Origin of the sequence: Kitasatospora sp. SC0581, from assembly GCF_048159585.1 — a bacterium.
GTDB lineage: Bacteria > Actinomycetota > Actinomycetes > Streptomycetales > Streptomycetaceae > Kitasatospora.
Genome location: NZ_JBLRWA010000019.1, coordinates 1 through 17,522 on the forward strand (window position 1 = coordinate 1; position 17,522 = coordinate 17,522).

Below are 17,522 nucleotides of genomic sequence, written 5' to 3' on the forward strand. Positions count from 1 at the left end.
CCCGGAAGCTAAGCCTTACAGCGCCGATGGTACTGCAGGGGGGACCCTGTGGGAGAGTAGGACGCCGCCGAACAATTATTCCGAAAAGCCCCTTCCCATCCGGGAAGGGGCTTTTTGCGTTACCCTCTGCCAATGCAGAACCTGACCCTGACCTGGCAGTCCGCCGGGGCCGTCTCCGTCGGCCTCTACGCGGGCGCGTACGCCGCGGCGAAGGGCCGGAAGCCGGCGCTGTCCGCGCTGTTGCGGGAGGCCGGCACGCTGCTGGCGCTGTTCGCCCTCTGGCAGCTGGTCGGGCACCTCTCGGTGATGAGTACGGACCACGCGCTGGACCGCGCGAGCTGGATCCACCACACCGAGCAGGTGATCGGACTGCCGGACGAGGCCTCCTGGCAGAAGGCGGTCACGCCGTACCCGGTGCTGGTGAGGCTGGCGAACTACTACTACGCGGCCATGCACTTCGCCGTGATGCTAGGCGTCCTGCTCTGGGTGTTCGTGCGGCACCGCGAGCGCTACGCGTGGGTGCGCAACACGGTGGTGATCGCGACCGCGGTCTGTCTGCTGGTGCAGTTCATCCCGGTGGCGCCGCCGCGGATGCTCCCGGAGAGCGGCTTCGTCGACGTGGCCGCCCAGTACGGGCAGTCGGTGTACGGCGGCGCGGTCGGCGGTGTGCTGGTGGCCGACCAGCTGTCGGCGATGCCCTCGGTGCACGTCGCCTGGTGCGTGCTGGCGGCAGTCGCGGTGATCCGGGTGTCGCGCAGTTCGCTGCGATGGGTGATGGTGCTGCACCCGGTGCTGACGGTGGCCGTGGTCGTGGTGACGGCCAACCACTTCTGGCTGGACGGCATCGTGGCGGTGGCGATCCTGCTTCTGGCCTACGCCGTGCTGACGGTGGCGGCACGGCGCCGGGGCCGGGCCTCCGCCGGGACGGAGGTCCGGCCCCTCAGCGCCGCCGAGGAGCGGCTGGAGCAGGTGGGCTGAACCGACGGTCACTTGACCGGCAGGGCGAGCTTTCCCCAGGAGCCGTTGCTCAGTGCGGAGGTGGCCCGGTACCAGGCGGCGAGCCCGGAGGCGGCCGCGATCCAGCCGCCGGTCTTGGCCAGGCCGCCGTAGCTGCCGAAGCTGGCGACGGCGGAGAGCACCAGGGAGACCGTCAGCAGGCCGTAGACGGCGCGGCCGAGCAGGCCGGCGCCCCAGCTCGCGGCGGTCAGGGTGAGGCCGAGCAGGGCCCACAGCAGCAGGAAGAGGCCGGCGGCGTTCTTGCCGGCTCCGCCGGCCGCGGACCAGGCCGCCCAGAAGGCGCCGAGGCTGGTGAAGGCGGTTCCGGTGAAGCCCTCGCCGCCGCGGAGCTGCCAGAGGCCCGCGATGAAGAGGGTGACGCCGCCGAGGAGGAGGGCGAGGTCGGCCGCGTTCCCGACTCCGGCGCCGTGCAGGACGCCGGTGGAGAGCAGGCCGTAGGCGAGCAGTGTGAGACCGAGCGCGAGGTAGCCGAGGTTACCCGCGTCGGCTCCGGTGGAGCGGGCGTTCGTTGCCCCGGTAGCTTCGTTGCTCACCGGAGGCTCCTTTCACTCTGGGCGCGCGCAGGGCGCAGTGACGCTGTGGTGTCGTCCGGATGAGTGCGGAGAGGAGTGCAGAGGTGGAGAGAAGGAGTGGGGATGAGGGCCGCGCGCGACCGCGCCGAGGGCGCACGGCTGTGAGCGTGCGCGGCTGCGGTCGAAGGTGATGGGCCGGCGGACGTGGTGGGCCGGCGGAGAGCCGCCGGTCACGTCCCGGCCGGGGGATTCCCCGGTGGGATCGGTCTACCCGGCCGAACGCGCTTGTACCATTGTGAATATAACAATTTGTGACTGCGTCAGCGGATGACCGCTCACACCTGACGCCGGGTGGGAACCCGCAGGGTCAGGATCGCCATGTCGTCGGACGGCGGCTCCGGGGCGAAGCGCTCGACCGCGCGCTGCACCCGAGCCGCGACCGCTCCGGCCGTCAGCCCGGTACAGCCGGTGAGCACCTCGGCGAGGCCGTCGTCGCCCAGCATCCGCCGGCCCTCGCGGCGTTCGGTGACCCCGTCGGTGACGCAGAGCAGGACCTCGCCGGGCGCGAGCACCAGGCGCTCGGCGGTGAGGTCGAGGTCGTCCATGACGCCGAGCAGCGGCTGCGGGGTGGCGGCGCGGTCGACCTGGCCGTCGGTGCGCAGTCGCAGCGGCAGCGGATGGCCGGCGCAGACCAGGGAGAGCTCGGTGCTGCCGTCCGGAAGGGGCGTCAGCTCGCCGTAGAGCAGGGTGAGGAAGCGGCTGCGCGAACCCTCGTCCAGGATGGCCGCGTTGAGCCGGCGCAGCACCTGCGGGGCGTCCAGGCCCTCGCGGGCGAGCAGCCGCAGTGAGTGCCGGGCCAGGCCGGTGACCGAGGCGGCCTCGGGGCCGGTGCCGCAGACGTCGCCGATGGCGAAGCCGTAGGTGCCCTCGCGGATGGTGAACAGGTCGTAGAAGTCGCCGCCGACCTCGTTGCCCTCGCCGGCCGCCTGGTAGTAGACGTCCACCTCGACGCCGGGGATCTCCGGCAGGTCCGGCGGGAGCAGGCTTCGCTGGAGGGCCTGGCTGGTGGCGGTGCGCTCGGAGTAGAGGCGGGAGTTGTCCAGGGCGAGGGCGGCCCGGCGGGAGAGGTCCTCGGCGAGTTCGAGGATCTCCTGGCGGAACCGGACGCCGGCCGGGACGCCGAGCACCAGCAGGCCGATGACGCGGTTGCGGGCGGTCAGCGCGAGGACGACGGTCTCGCCGAGCAGGCCGGCCAGGTCCGGGCCGTCGGTGAGGCCGCCGGCCTCGGCGGTCTCGGCGGGGGCCGTCCAGAACCGGACGCCGTGCGAGGGGCCGGCCTCCGGGACGGGGGTCTTGTCGAGCAGGGCGCGCAGCGGGTCGATGCGGTCCTCGTCCTCGTGCAGGACGAAGGCGAGCCGGGCCGGGGAGGAGTGGTCGGCGGTGGTGTAGACGGCGCACCAGGAGGCGAGGGTGGGGACGGCCATCTGGGCCATCAGCGCGAGGGTCTGCTCGTGTTCGAGGGTGCCGGCCAGCAGGTCGGAGGCCTCGACCAGGAAGGAGAGCGAGCCGCGGCGCAGCTGTTCGAGCTCGGTCAGCCGGGTGCTCTCGACGGCGAGGGCGACCCGGTCGGCGGCGAACTGGAGGCGCAGCGCGTCCTCGTTGTCGTAGCGGCCGGGCACGGCGGCGGCGATGCCGAGCGAGCCGATCAGCCGGCCCTCGACCTTGAGCGGGACGGTGATCAGGGAGCGCATGCCGCTGTCGGACAGCAGCGGCAGGCCGGTGGGCCGGGTGGCGAGGTCCTCGTGGACGGAGGGCAGCCGGGCGGAGTCGTAGCGGTTGCCGGTGCCGACCGGGAAGCGGGCGTGCCGGCGGTGCCCGGAGGTGAGGCCGGTGGCGGCGCGGACCTCGAACTCGGCCTCGTCGTCGGTGGTGAGCAGCAGGTACGCGGCGTCGCCGTCGAGCAGGTCGCGGGCGCGTTCGACGGTGCGCTGCAGCAGGGTGTCGAGGTCGTCGGTGGCGACCGGGCCGGCCAGCAGGTCGAGCCGGGGGCCGGCCGGGTCGGGGCGCTCGCCGGGCAGGGCGCGGGCGGGGGAGCGCAGCACCGCGCGGTCGGGTTCGAGGACGAGCAGGCAGAGGGTGGAGGGGACGCCCTCGGTGTCGCGCAGCCGGACCTGGACGCCGTACACCTCGACCTCGCGGCCGTCCTGGCGGCGGACGCCGTAGCCGCCCTCCCAGCGGGCCATCCGCAGGGTGTCGGTCAGGCCGAGGCCGCGGGCGGGGGCCTGCGGCCAGACCGCGAGGTCGGCCCAGGGACGGCCGAGGACGGCGGCGGCGGGGTGCTGGAAGAGCGCCTCGGCGTCCGGGTTCCAGGCCAGCACCCGGCCGTCCTCGTCGAGCTGGACGACGGCGACGTGCACCGGGCCCGGACCGCTGGGCAGGTCGCTGCCGGGCGTCGCGGGAACGGCGTAGCGGGTGCCGGACACGTGTACGGGCAGGGCGAGGCGGAACCAGACGGTCTTGCGGCCGGCCGCGTACTCGACGCCCCACCGTTCGGCGAGGGCGGAGCACATCAGCAGGCCGCGGCCGCCCTCGCCGTCCGGGTCGGCGTAGCGGTCGGAGTCGACGACCGGACCGTCGCCGAGCGAGGGCAGGCCGCGCTCGGGGTGGTGGTCGGTGACCTCGATCCGGACGCTCTCCTCCTCGCGCAGGCAGCAGACCTCGGCGGCGGTGCCGGCGTGCACGACGGCGTTGGTGACGAGCTCGCTGACCAGCACGACCGCGTCGTCGACGACCTCGGGCAGCCCCCAGCCGAGCAGCGCGTCCCGGACGAAGCCCCGTGCGGCGGCCGCGGACCGGCCGTCGGGGTCGAAGGTGGCGGCTGCGCGCGCGGTGACCACGTTGCCACTTCTCCTCTGCTGCTCTTGCCCTGGCTGTCCGGGGGCGCGGCGCCGACTCCCCGTGCGCGCCGTCGGGGTGAGCGGCGGCGCTGGGTCGGGCCGTGGCCCGGTGCAGCGCTCCACCCTACTTTCCGCTTGGTTCCCCGTGGGGGCGGGGAGTCGAAACTGGCACCAGAGGGTGATTCTGCCCACCTGTTTCGGACGGTGCGGTACGAACCGAGCGCAACCGGCCCTTCACCCGGTGCCGGTGCTGCCAGACTGGGGGGTCCGCGACGGCCGGTGGGAGCAGTACGGTCGTCGGGGTGCCGGCGCGCCGCGGGCCGCCGGTACGCAGCCCGACCGGGCCGGTGCCCGGGTGCGTGCCGCACCGGCACGGGTCGGTCACCGGACAGTTCACGATGTGGGAGGGGCCCGTTGAGTTCGGCCACCAAGGACGCAACCGGAACGACGCCGCCCGCCCCGCGCGGTGGGCGCCCCGGGGCCGCGCCGCGGAACGCGGCCGGTCGGCGGGTGAGTCACAACCGTGGCGCGGAGCCCGCCGAGCTGCGCAAGCTGCTGTCGGCGCTGACCGCGATGCGGGACGGCAACTTCCGCCGCCGGCTGACCGTCCCCGGGGACGGGCCGCTGGCCGAGATCGCCGCGGTCTTCAACGAGGTCGCCGAGCGCAACCAGCACCTGACCGGTGAGCTGGCGCGGGTCCGTCGGGCGGTGGGCCGCGAGGGCCGGCTGAACGAGCGGCTGGAGACCGGCGCGGGCGAGGGCGCCTGGATGGCGGCGGTCGACAACTGCAACGCGCTGATCGACGACCTGGCCCGCCCGATGGCCGACGTGGGCCGGGTGCTCACCTCGATCGCCGAGGGCGACCTGGACCAGAAGATGGAGCTGCGCTCGCTGCACAGCAACGGGGTGAGCCACCCGCTGCGCGGCGAGTACCTGAAGATCGGGCGGACCGTCAACGGGCTGGTGGACCAGCTCTCCGAGTTCACCGACGAGGTGACCCGGGTGGCCCGCGAGGTCGGTACCGAGGGCAAGCTCGGCGGCCAGGCCAAGGTCCGCAGCGTGTCCGGGAGCTGGAAGGACCTGGCGGACTCGGTCAACACCATGGCGGGCCGGCTGACCGCCCAGGTCCGCAACATCGCCCAGGTGACCACGGCGGTCGCCAAGGGCGACCTGTCCCGCAAGGTCACCGTCGAGGTGGCCGGCGAGATGCTGGAGCTGAAGAACACCGTCAACACGATGGTGGACCAGCTGAACGGGTTCGCCGCGCAGGTCACCGGGGTGGCCAGGGACGTGGGGACGGAGGGCCGGCTCGGCGGTCAGGCCCAGGTGCCGGGCGTGGCCGGGGTCTGGCGGGACCTGACCGACTCGGTGAACTTCATGGCCGACAACCTGACCGGCCAGGTCCGCAACATCGCCCAGGTGACCACGGCGGTGGCGCGCGGGGACCTCTCGCAGAAGATCGAGGTGGACGCGCGCGGCGAGATGCTGGAGCTGAAGAACACCATCAACACGATGGTCGACCAGCTCTCCGGCTTCGCCGAGCAGGTGACCAGGGTGGCCCGCCAGGTGGGCACCGAGGGGCGGCTCGGCGGTCAGGCCCAGGTGCCCGGGGCGGCCGGGGTCTGGCGGGACCTGACCGACAACGTCAACTTCATGGCGAACAACCTCACCGATCAGGTGCGCAACATCGCCCAGGTGACGACCGCGGTCGCCAAGGGCGACCTGTCGCAGAAGATCCAGGTGGACGCGCGCGGGGAGATCCTGGAGCTGAAGAACACCATCAACACGATGGTGGACCAGCTGGGCGCCTTCGCGGACGAGGTCACCCGGGTCGCCCGGGACGTCGGCACCGAGGGCATCCTCGGCGGCCAGGCCAGCGTGCCCGGCGTGGCCGGCATCTGGAAGGACCTGACCAACTCCGTCAACCTGATGGCCAACAACCTGACCAGCCAGGTCCGGAACATCGCCGAGGTGACCACGGCGGTGGCGCGCGGCGACGTCTCCAAGAAGATCACCGTCGACGCCCGGGGCGAGATCCTGGAGCTGGTGACGACCGTCAACACCATGGTCGACCAGCTGTCGGCGTTCGCCGACGAGGTGACCCGGGTGGCCCGCGAGGTGGGCACCGAGGGCATCCTGGGCGGCCAGGCCCGGGTGCGCGGGGTGTCGGGCATCTGGAAGGACCTGACCGACAACGTCAACTTCATGGCGTCGAACCTGACCGGACAGGTGCGCAACATCGCCGAGGTCGCCGGTGCGGTGGCCCGCGGCGACCTCTCCAAGAAGATCGCGATCGACGCGCAGGGCGAGGTGGCGGCGCTCGCCGCGACCCTCAACACCATGGTCGACCAGCTGTCCTCCTTCGCGGTGGAGGTCACCCGGGTGGCCCGCGAGGTCGGCACCGACGGCACCCTGGGCGGCCAGGCGAGCGTGCCGGGCGTGGCCGGCATCTGGAAGGACCTGACCGACAACGTCAACCTGATGGCCAACAACCTCACCGGCCAGGTGCGGAACATCGCGCTGGTGATCACCGCGGTGGCCCGCGGCGACCTCTCGCAGAAGATCGACGTCGACGCGCGCGGCGAGATCCTCCAGCTCAAGACCAGCATCAACACCATGGTCGACCAGCTCTCCGCGTTCGCCGACGAGGTCACCCGGGTCGCCCGCGAGGTGGGCACCGACGGACGGCTCGGCGGCCAGGCCCGGGTACCCGGCGTGGACGGCACCTGGCAGGACCTCACCGAGTCGGTGAACGAACTGGCCAACAACCTGACCCGGCAGGTGCGCGCGATCGCCCAGGTCGCCACCGCGGTCACCAGGGGCGACCTGAGCCTGCGGATCGACGTGGACGCCGCAGGCGAGCTCGACGAGCTCAAGGACAACATCAACCAGATGATCGCCAACCTGCGCGAGACCACCCGCACCAACCAGGAGCAGGACTGGCTCAAGACCAACCTGGCCCGGATCTCCGGCCTGCTCCAGGGCCGCCGGGACCTGGAGGCCGTCGCCTCGCTGATCATGACCGAGCTGACCCCGGTGGTCTCGGCCCAGCACGGCGCCTTCTTCCTCGCCCAGCCGGCCGGCCGCACCGCCGAGCTGATCACCGAGGACGACGACGAGAACGACACCGTGCTGCGCCTGATCGGCAGCTACGGCTACCAGCGGCGGGCGATGCCGACCACCTTCCGGCCCGGCGAGTCGCTGATCGGCCAGGCCGCGGTGGAGAAGCGGGCGATCATCCTCAAGGAGGCGCCGCCCGGGTACCTGAAGATCGCCTCCGGCCTCGGCGAGGCCTCCCCGGCCCACATCGTGGTGCTGCCGGTGCTGTTCGAGGGCCGGCTGCTGGGCGTGATCGAGCTGGCCACCTTCAGCTCCTTCACCACCGTCGCACTGGACTTCCTGAACCAGATCGCCGACCTGATCGGCGTCACCGTCAACACCATCAGCGTCAACACCAAGACCGAGGGCCTGCTGCTGGAGTCCCAGCGGCTGACCGCCGAACTCTCGATGCGGTCCGCCGAGTTGGAGGCCCGCCAGGAGGAACTGGAGCGCACCAACGAGGAGTTGCAGGAGAAGGCCGAGCAACTCGCCCAGCAGAACCGCGACATCGAGATCAAGAACGGCGAGATCGAGGAGGCCCGGCAGGTCCTGGAGGAGCGCGCCGAGCAGCTCGCCCTGGCCTCCCGGTACAAGAGCGAGTTCCTCGCCAACATGTCGCACGAGCTGCGCACCCCGCTCAACTCGCTGCTGATCCTGGCCAAGCTGCTCTCCGACAACAACGAGGGCAACCTCTCGCCCAAGCAGGTCGAGTTCGCCGACACCATCCACGGCGCGGGCTCCGACCTGCTCCAGCTGATCAACGACATCCTCGACCTGTCCAAGGTCGAGGCCGGGAAGATGGACGTCCGCCCGGCCCGGATCGCCCTGGTCCAGCTGGTCGACTACGTCGAGGCCACCTTCCAGCCGGTCGCGCTGGACAAGAACCTGGACTTCGCCGTCCGGGTCTCGCCCGCCCTGCCGGTCACCCTGCACACCGACGAGCAGCGGCTCCAGCAGGTGCTGCGCAACCTGATCTCCAACGCGGTGAAGTTCACCGACGCCGGAGCCGTCGACTTCTCGATCCGCCAGGCCGGCCGGGAGGTCCCGCAGCACGTGCGCGAGCGGCTGCTGGAGTCCGGCTCGATCCAGGGCCCGGACGACGAGCTGATCGCCTTCTCGGTCTCCGACACCGGCATCGGCATCCCCGACAACAAGCTGCGGGAGATCTTCGAGGCGTTCAAGCAGGCCGACGGCACCACCAGCCGCAAGTACGGCGGAACCGGCCTCGGCCTGTCCATCAGCCGGGAGATCGCCCGGCTGCTCGGCGGCGAGATCCACGCCGAGAGCGAGCTGGGCAAGGGCTCGACCTTCACGCTCTACCTGCCGCTGCGCACCGAGGCCCCGGAGCCCGTCGGCGACCCGCGCCAGGGCGCTCCGGGCAGCCTGGCGCCGCGGGCCTCGGTCGGGGTGACCCCGGTGGGCCTGCCGGTGCCGGTCGGCGAGAACCCGGCCGACCACTGGGCCCAGGAGGTCCGCGAACTGGCCGAGGAGCGCCGCCGCGGCGCGGTGGAGCGCCGGCGCAGCGCCGCCCTGGAGAGCGCCGCCGGCCCGCGGACGGTGGAGCCCGTACCGCCCCGCCCGGCCGGCGGCGGCCGCCGCTTCGACGGCCAGCAGGTGCTGATCGTGGACGACGACGTCCGCAACGTGTTCGCCCTCACCAGCGTGCTGGAGCAGCACGGCCTGACCGTCCTGTACGCGGAGAACGGCCGCGAGGGCATCGAGATGCTGGAGCAGCACGAGAGCGTGGCGCTGGTCCTGATGGACATCATGATGCCGGAGATGGACGGCTACGCGACCACCGAGGCGATCCGCCGGATGCCCCAGTTCGCCGGCCTGCCGATCATCGCGCTGACCGCCAAGGCGATGAAGGGCGACCGGGAGAAGTCGCTGCAGGCGGGCGCCACCGACCACATCACCAAGCCGGTGGAGACCGACCACCTGCTGTCGGTCATGCACGAGTGGTTGAGCGGCGACCGGGCGTGACCCGGGGGGAGGCGTGAACCCCGGCCCGGGCCCCGGGGTTCACGCCGGTCGGTCGGCCGGTTTGCTGGCGGTCGGGCCCGGGAACCCGGTAGGGTCACCGATCGTTGCGAACAGTGACCGGACGGCAACACGCTGGTGAGCGTGCGCCGGAGCACTGACTGCGCGCCGCCCCGGATCGGGTCACGACGGGGCGATGTGCCGGGCGAGGGGGTGCGGCTAGCATGACCGGGGTAGCGGTGGGCAGTACGCGGGTGCCTGCACCGGGCGGCAGGCAGGCGACAGGAGGGCGAGCCCTGATGCAGAAGGCCAAGATCCTCCTGGTCGACGACCGACCGGAGAACCTGCTGGCGCTGGAGGCGATCCTCTCGGCGCTGGACCAGACGCTGGTGCGCGCGGCCTCCGGTGAGGAGGCGCTCAAGGCGCTGCTCACCGACGACTTCGCGGTGATCCTGCTGGACGTGCAGATGCCGGGGATGGACGGCTTCGAGACGGCCGCCCACATCAAGCGCCGGGAGCGCACCCGGGACATCCCGATCATCTTCCTGACCGCGATCAACCACGGTCCGCACCACACCTTCCGCGGCTACGCGGCCGGCGCGGTGGACTACATCTCCAAGCCCTTCGACCCGTGGGTGCTGCGCGCCAAGGTCTCCGTCTTCGTCGACCTGTACGCGAAGAACTGCCAGCTGAAGGAGCAGGCGGCGCTGCTGCGCCTGCAGCTGGAGGAGGGCGGCGGCGAGCAGGCCCTCGGCGGGGCGCTGCTGGGCGAGCTGTCCGCGCGGCTGGCGGCGGTCGAGGAGCAGGCGGAGGCGCTCGGCAAGCAGCTGGACGGGGGCGAGGACGCCGGGGTGGCCGCCACCGCCGCGCACCTGGAGCGCAAGCTCGCGGGGCTGCGCCGGGCCCTGGACGCGATGCGTCCGGGCAGTTCCTGACCCGCGGTCGGCGTTCACCCGTCCGGGTGGTCCGGTGTGCTGCGACCGGGTGAATCCCGGTCAGGGTGACGGTGTGTCTGCGACACGTCCGGGCGCCCGGGCTCGGGCACATGTGCACTGGTCGCCCGCCCCGGTAGGCTGCTGACCCATGGCCACTCGCACGCCCGGGAACGCAGCACGTAAGACGAGTCCGGGAGCGTCCAGGAAGGCCGCGGCGAAGGCCCCGGGCAAGCCGCCCGCGAAGAAGGCGGCGGCGAAGAAGGCGGCCCCCGCGAAGAAGGCCGCGGCCAAGCAGGCCCCGCCCCCGCCGAAGCCGTCCAGGTCGGTGCTGATGGGCACGCTCAACGCCCTGGGCAGCCCGATCGGCGCGATCTTCCGGGGCTTCGGCGACGGGGCCAAGAACCTGCATCCGGCCCACCGCAAGGACGGCGTGGGCCTGCTGCTGTTCGGGCTCGCGCTGGTGACCGCGGCCGGCACCTGGTTCAGCCCGCAGGGCTGGCTGGGCGAGGGCGCCACCGCCGTGGTCTCCGGGCTGTTCGGCCGGCTCGACGTGCTGGTGCCGTTCCTGCTGGCCGCGATGGCGATCCGGCTCTGGCGCCACCCGGAGCTGCCGGAGGCCAACGGCCGGATCATGATCGGGCTGAGCGCGCTGCTGGTCGGCGTCCTCGGCCTGGTCCACATCGGCTGCGGCGCGCCCATGATGGGCAGCGGCGCCTCCCGGATACGGGCGGCCGGCGGGATCATCGGCTGGGCCGTCTCCACCCCGATGATGGCCGCCGCCGGACCGGCGCTCGCTGTGCCGCTGCTCCTGCTGCTGGCCTTCTTCGGCCTGCTGGTGGTCACCGCCACCCCGATCAACCGGATCGGCGACCGGGTGCGCGGGGTCGGCATACGGCTCGGCGTGGTCGAGCCCGGGCCCGAGGACGAGCAGCTCTGGGGGCGCACGCCGGAGCGCGAGCTGTCCACCGACCCGCCGGAGGACGCCGACCCCGACGCGCTGCCGTTCACCGTGGACACCGGCAGTGACGACCCCTCGGACGAGGTGGCCGCCCGCCGGCGCCGCCGCCGGCGCAAGCAGACCGACGAGCCGGAGGACGCCGAGCGGATCTCCCTCGACAAGGAGCCGCTGGACCCGTACGCCACCCGCGACCTCGCCGCCGGCGCGGCCGCCGACCTGGACGGCGCGCTGGTCTACGGCGTGCCCGCCTCCTCCGCGGTGGCGGACATGATGCACCAGGTGCAGGACCGCACCGCCCCGCCGGAGGAGGCCGCCGTCCCGGCCGCCCGCAGCGGCGGGCCGGGCGCGCCCGAGGAGCACGGCGCGGCGCCGGTGCGGATGGAGCAGCTCCAGCTCGGCGAGGGCGTCACCTACGCGCTGCCCTCGCTCGACCTGCTGGAGCGCGGCGGCCCGGCCAAGGCCCGCAGCGCCCTCAACGACGAGGTGGTCGCCCAGCTCACCGGCACCTTCGCCGAGTTCAAGGTGGACGCCAAGGTCACCGGCTTCACCCGGGGCCCGACGGTCACCCGCTACGAGGTCGAGCTCGGCCCGGCCGTCAAGGTGGAGCGGATCACCGCGCTCGCCAAGAACATCGCGTACGCGGTGGCCAGCCCGGACGTGCGGATCATCAGCCCGATCCCGGGCAAGTCCGCGGTCGGCATCGAGATCCCCAACCGGGACCGCGAGATGGTCAACCTCGGCGACCTGCTGCGCTCGCGCACGGCCGCCGAGGACACGCACCCGATGGTCGTCGGCATGGGCAAGGACGTCGAGGGCCACACCGTGATGGCCAACCTCGCCAAGATGCCGCACATCCTGGTGGCCGGTGCGACCGGCGCCGGCAAGTCCTCCTGCATCAACTGCCTGATCACCTCGATCCTCGCCCGGGCCACCCCGGACGAGGTGCGGATGGTGCTGGTCGACCCCAAGCGGGTCGAGCTGACCGCGTACGAGGGCATCCCGCACCTGATCACGCCGATCATCACCAACCCCAAGAAGGCCGCCGAGGCCCTCCAGTGGGTGGTGCGCGAGATGGACATGCGCTACGACGACCTCGCGGCGTTCGGCTTCCGGCACGTGGACGACTTCAACGCCGCCGTGAAGGCCGGCAAGGTCACCCCGCCGCTCGGCAGCGAGCGCGAGCTGAGGCCGTACCCGTACCTGCTGGTGATCGTCGACGAGCTGGCCGACCTGATGATGGTCGCGCCGCGCGACGTCGAGGACTCGGTGGTCCGGATCACCCAGCTGGCCCGCGCGGCCGGCATCCACCTGGTGCTCGCCACCCAGCGGCCCTCGGTGGACGTGGTCACGGGCCTGATCAAGGCCAACGTGCCGTCCCGGCTGGCCTTCGCAACCTCCGCGATGGCCGACTCCCGGGTCATCCTGGACCAGCCCGGCGCGGAGAAGCTGATCGGCAAGGGCGACGCGCTCTTCCTGCCGATGGGCGCGAGCAAGCCGATCCGGATGCAGGGCGCGTTCGTCACCGAGGCGGAGATCGCCAGGGTGGTGGAGCACTGCAAGGACCAGCTGAGCGCCGTCTACCGGGACGACGTGATGGTCGGGGCCGGGCCGAAGAAGGAGATCGACGAGGAGATCGGCGACGACCTGGACCTGCTGGTCCAGGCGGCCGAGCTGGTGGTCTCCACCCAGTTCGGCTCCACCTCGATGCTCCAGCGCAAGCTCCGGGTCGGCTTCGCCAAGGCGGGCCGGCTGATGGACCTGATGGAGTCGCGCGGGATCGTCGGCCCGAGCGAGGGCTCCAAGGCCCGCGACGTGCTGGTGAAGCCGGAGGAGCTGGACGGGGTGCTGATCACCCTTCGGGGTTGACGGTCGACCCCCGGGGCCGGCGGCCCGTGTCCTGACCGAGGTGTCACTCGTTCGGAGGAGGGTAGGCGCCGTGTGGGGAACCGAACGTCCGTACGCCGCGTCACACGGCGGAAAGCGACCGCCGGGCTCCCCCCGCACGGCTCCGCTGACGGTTCGTCAGCGCCGTGCCGGACCCCGGTCGGACCGGGCGCGCGCATTCGGCCCGTTCCGCTTGAGAAACGATCCGCCCGCGCCCCTAGACTGTTCCCCAGCAGGTGGCCATCCGCTCGAAAGGCGTGCCCCGTGACCATCGGCAAGTCCTCCGACCGCGAGAACGCCATGCCGTCCGTCGAGCCGACCGACGACGTGGTGCAGGCGGCCGATGCCCCGAGCATCGGCCGGGTGCTGTCCACCGCCCGGATCGACGCGGGGCTCACGGTGGACCAGGTGAGTACCGCCACCCGGGTGCGGGTGCCGATCGTCCATGCCATCGAGGAGGACGACTTCGCCCGCTGCGGCGGCGACTTCTACGCCCGAGGGAACATCCGGCTGATCGCCCGCGCGGTCGGCCTGGACGGCGAGGCGCTGGTCGCCCGGTACGACGCCGCGCACGGCGGCCCGCCCGCCGCCAGGCGCCCGGCGACCCAGCTGATCGACAGCGGCCCGATCAAGGTGCCCCGGCGCGGCCGGCCGAACTGGGCGGCCGCCATGGTCGCCGCGATCGTCGCCGTGGTCGCGTTGATCGGCTTCAACCTGGTCAGCGGCAAGGGCGGGCACGGCACCACCGGCTCGGCCAGCGCGCCGCTGCCCAGCGGCTCCGGGACCGGCTCGGTGGCCCCCGCCGCCACGCCCGCCGTCCAGCCGCCGGCGCCCGTGCCGAGCGCCGCCGCGATCGCCGCCGTCCCGGCCGACAAGGTCACCGTGAAGCTGGTCGCCGAGGGCACCAGCTGGGTCTCGGCGATGGACGGCAACGGCAAGTCGCTGTTCCAGAACAACATCGGCAACGGCCAGGACCAGACCTTCACCGACCCCAAGCAGATCAAGCTGGTGCTCGGCAACGGCGGGGCCGTGCACGCGTACGTCAACGGGAAGGACCTCGGCCTCCTGGGTAAGGACGGCCAGGTGGTGCACGTCACGTACACCCCCGGAGACCCGCAGGCGGGCTGACCACAGGGGCCGTCCGGCCCACTGATGATCAGCTGATCCGAGGCGCGCGGCCTCCGGGGCGAACGGCACCGGAGCCCGCGCGTTAATCTTGGGCCTATGCCTGAACGCCGTACTGTCGCCCTTGTCACGCTCGGATGCGCCCGCAACGAGGTGGACTCCGAGGAACTCGCCGGGCGACTGGAGGCCGACGGCTGGTCGCTGGTCGACGACGCCTCCGAAGCGGACGTCGCCGTGGTCAACACCTGCGGCTTCGTCGAGGCCGCCAAGAAGGACTCGGTGGACGCCCTGCTGGAGGCCAACGACCTCAAGGGGCACGGCCGCACCCAGGCCGTCGTCGCGGTCGGCTGCATGGCCGAGCGGTACGGCAAGGAGCTCGCCGACGCCCTCCCCGAGGCGGACGGCGTCCTCGGCTTCGACGACTACGCGGACATCTCCGACCGCCTCCAGACCATCCTCTCCGGCGGCCACCACGCCCCGCACCTCCCGCGCGACCGCCGCAAGCTGCTGCCGATCAGCCCCGCCGAGCGGCAGAGCGCCGCCGAGACCGTCGCCCTGCCCGGCCACGGCACCGAGGCCGCCGCCGAGCCCATCGCCGACCTGCCCGACGGCCTCGCCCCGGCCTCCGGCCCGCGCACCCTGCGCAAGCGGCTGGACGACAGCCCGGTCGCCTCCGTCAAGCTCGCCTCCGGCTGCGACCGGCGCTGCTCCTTCTGCGCCATCCCGGCCTTCCGCGGCTCCTTCATCTCCCGCCGCCCTTCCGACGTGCTCAACGAGGCCCAGTGGCTGGCCGGGCAGGGCGTGCGCGAGATCGTCCTGGTGAGCGAGAACAACACCTCGTACGGCAAGGACCTCGGCGACATCCGGCTGCTGGAGACGCTGCTCGGCGAGATCTCCGCGATCGAGGGCGTCGAGCGGGTCCGGGTCTCCTACCTCCAGCCGGCCGAGATGCGCCCGGGCCTGGTCGACTCGATGACCGGGACCGCCGACGTGGTGCCCTACTTCGACCTGTCCTTCCAGCACTCGGCGCCCGCCGTGCTGCGCCGGATGCGCCGCTTCGGCTCCACCGACCAGTTCCTGGAGCTGCTGGGCACCATCCGCGGCAAGGCCCCGCAGGCCGGCGCCCGGTCCAACTTCATCGTCGGCTTCCCCGGCGAGACCGAGGAGGACTTCGCCGAGCTGGAGCGCTTCGTCACCCACGCCGGGCTGGACGCGATCGGCGTCTTCGGCTACTCGGACGAGGACGGCACCGAGGCCGCGACCTACGACGGCAAGCTCGCCGACGACGTGATCGCCGACCGGGTGGACCGGCTGAGTCGGCTGGCCGAGGAGATGACCGCCCAGCGGGCCGAGCAGCGGATCGGCACCGAGGTCGAGGTGCTGATCGAGTCGATCGAGGACGGTGTGGTCGAGGGCCGCTCCGCCCACCAGGCGCCGGAGACCGACGGCCTGACCACCCTGGAGGGCGTCGAGGCCCCCGCGGTCGGCCAGTTCTGGCGGGCCAAGGTGGTCGCCAGCGAGGGCGTCGACCTGATCGCCGAGGCGCTGGAGCAGGTGCGACTGCCCCGGACGTCGGGGGCCGAGGCCTCGGGAGCCGGGGAATGACCAAGGGGCCCGGCGCCCCGGCCGCGGCCCACCCGGGCAGACCGGTGGCCGCGGCGCCGTCGACCCCGGGGATCTGGAACATCGCCAACGTGCTCACGATGGTCCGGGTGCTGCTGGTGCCGGTCTTCGTGGCGCTGCTGTTCGCCGGCGGCGGGCACGACCCCAAGTGGCGCTCGGTCGCCTGGGCCTCGTTCGCGATCGCGATGATCACCGACCTGTTCGACGGTGAACTGGCCCGGCGCAAGGGCCTGGTCACCGACTTCGGGAAGATCGCCGACCCGATCGCCGACAAGGCGATCATGGGCTCGGCGCTGATCGGCCTCTCGCTGCTCGGCGACCTGCCCTGGTGGGTCACCGCGGTGATCCTGGCCCGCGAGCTCGGCATCACCCTGATGCGGTTCTGGGTGATCCGCTACGGGGTCATCCCGGCCAGCCGCGGCGGCAAGCTCAAGACGCTGACCCAGGGCACCGCGGTCGGCATGTACGTACTGGACCTGACCGGCTGGCTGGCCACCGGGCGGGCGGTCCTGATGGGGCTGGCGGTGCTGCTGACCGTCGGCACCGCGCTGGACTACATCGGGCAGGCGCTGCGCCTGCGCCGCGAGGGACGGACCGCGGCGCGGGCCGGCCGCTGAGCGACGGGGGAACCGGGTGTCGGAGCGGGACGTGGCGGAGCACGGCGCGGCGGCGCGGGGCGTGCCGGTGCGGGACGCGGTGGCGCGGGACTTCGCACTGGCCGAGCGGGCGCACGCGGCGCTGCGGGCCGAGGGCGGCACGCTCGCCGTCGCCGAGTCGTTGACCGGGGGGCTGCTGGCCGCCGCGCTGGTGGACGTCCCCGGGGCGTCCGCGACCTTCCGGGGCTCGGTCACCGCGTACGCGACCGAGCTGAAGGCCTCGGTGCTCGGGGTGGACGAGGGCCTGCTGGACGTGTACGGGCCGGTCCACCCGGTGGTGGCCCGACAGATGGCCGAGGGCGTGCGCGCACTGCTGGGGGCCACGTACGGGCTCGCGACGACCGGGGTGGCCGGGCCGGACCCGCAGGACGGGCAGCCGGTGGGCACCGTACACCTGGCCGTCGCCGGCCCGGGGGGAACTCTGGTCAGTTCTCCCCTGCTGTCGGGCGGTCGTGCCACAATCCGTCACGAAGCGGTGACCGCCGCGCTGGAGCTGCTGGTCGGTCGGTTCGCACGGTAGGCCGGTTCGTACGGCCGGCCGGTTTCGCGCGACCGGGGCCCGTGGGGAGGGCCTCCACCGACCGGGATCGCCGGGCGGGCGCGCGGGTATGGGACAGCGGGAGGATCGTGTTACATCCAACACCCTGGTTGGGCAGAAACCAGGTGGCGAACGAGTTGCGTGACGGTGGCCGGGTGGGTCGCTACGGGTACCACGAGGGGCCCGCGAACCCGGGTGCGACACCGGAACAAGGAGGGGGACGGCCTTGCAGCCCAGAGTGAACACGACCAGGGTCCCCGCACGCGAAGCGGGCAAGGCGGTACGGTGGGGTCGTGAC

The 17,522-nt window shown here is 72.7% G+C and carries 10 protein-coding genes; 8 read left to right on the forward strand and 2 right to left on the reverse strand.

Features of this window, described 5'->3' with window-relative positions:
* The first annotated feature begins 132 nt into the window (after positions 1-132).
* Positions 133-978 carry a phosphatase PAP2 family protein gene (locus tag ACLWS4_RS25065; protein ID WP_416875270.1) on the forward strand — a complete coding sequence of 282 codons (846 nt, stop codon included), beginning with the start codon at positions 133-135 and terminating at the stop codon, positions 976-978.
* An 8-nt stretch (positions 979-986) separates the two neighbouring features.
* Here ACLWS4_RS25065 and ACLWS4_RS25070 read toward each other — a convergent pair whose 3' ends face one another.
* Together ACLWS4_RS25070 and ACLWS4_RS25075 are read right to left on the reverse strand one after the other, a co-directional pair.
* Complete coding sequence (locus tag ACLWS4_RS25070) at positions 987-1,550, reverse strand: GPR1/FUN34/YaaH family transporter (protein ID WP_416875271.1); 564 nt, start codon at positions 1,548-1,550, stop codon at positions 987-989.
* Positions 1,551-1,864: 314 nt separating this feature from the next.
* A complete protein-coding gene (locus ACLWS4_RS25075; RefSeq protein ID WP_049658769.1) occupies positions 1,865-4,426 on the reverse strand; it encodes a SpoIIE family protein phosphatase in 2,562 nt (853 codons plus the stop codon).
* A 573-nt stretch (positions 4,427-4,999) separates the two neighbouring features.
* On the opposite strand from ACLWS4_RS25075, the gene ACLWS4_RS25080 reads away from it, so the two are divergent.
* The 7 genes from ACLWS4_RS25080 (at position 5,000) to ACLWS4_RS25110 (ending at position 17,206) form a co-directional block, all read left to right on the forward strand.
* Positions 5,000-9,508 carry a hybrid sensor histidine kinase/response regulator gene (locus tag ACLWS4_RS25080; RefSeq protein ID WP_074005718.1) on the forward strand — a complete coding sequence of 1,503 codons (4,509 nt, stop codon included), beginning with the start codon at positions 5,000-5,002 and terminating at the stop codon, positions 9,506-9,508.
* A gap of 293 nt (positions 9,509-9,801) precedes the next feature.
* A complete protein-coding gene (locus ACLWS4_RS25085) occupies positions 9,802-10,440 on the forward strand; it encodes a response regulator (RefSeq protein WP_049659044.1) in 639 nt (212 codons plus the stop codon).
* Positions 10,441-10,588: 148 nt separating this feature from the next.
* Complete coding sequence (locus ACLWS4_RS25090; RefSeq protein ID WP_117489687.1) at positions 10,589-13,264, forward strand: FtsK/SpoIIIE family DNA translocase; 2,676 nt, start codon at positions 10,589-10,591, stop codon at positions 13,262-13,264.
* A 282-nt stretch (positions 13,265-13,546) separates the two neighbouring features.
* Entirely contained in the window at positions 13,547-14,410 is an 864-nt protein-coding gene (locus ACLWS4_RS25095; RefSeq protein ID WP_375877275.1) for a helix-turn-helix domain-containing protein, read from the forward strand.
* A 96-nt stretch (positions 14,411-14,506) separates the two neighbouring features.
* Positions 14,507-16,012, forward strand: coding sequence for a 30S ribosomal protein S12 methylthiotransferase RimO (gene rimO / locus ACLWS4_RS25100; RefSeq protein ID WP_049660304.1), 1,506 nt, complete (start codon positions 14,507-14,509; stop codon positions 16,010-16,012).
* Positions 16,009-16,647 (forward strand): CDP-diacylglycerol--glycerol-3-phosphate 3-phosphatidyltransferase, encoded by a 639-nt coding sequence (gene pgsA / locus ACLWS4_RS25105; protein WP_049660306.1) that lies wholly within the window; start codon positions 16,009-16,011, stop codon positions 16,645-16,647. Before rimO ends, pgsA begins: the two co-directional genes overlap by 4 nt.
* Before the next feature lie 79 nt (positions 16,648-16,726).
* Positions 16,727-17,206, forward strand: coding sequence for a CinA family protein (locus tag ACLWS4_RS25110; RefSeq protein WP_387973948.1), 480 nt, complete (start codon positions 16,727-16,729; stop codon positions 17,204-17,206).
* Positions 17,207-17,522: the final 316 nt, after the last annotated feature.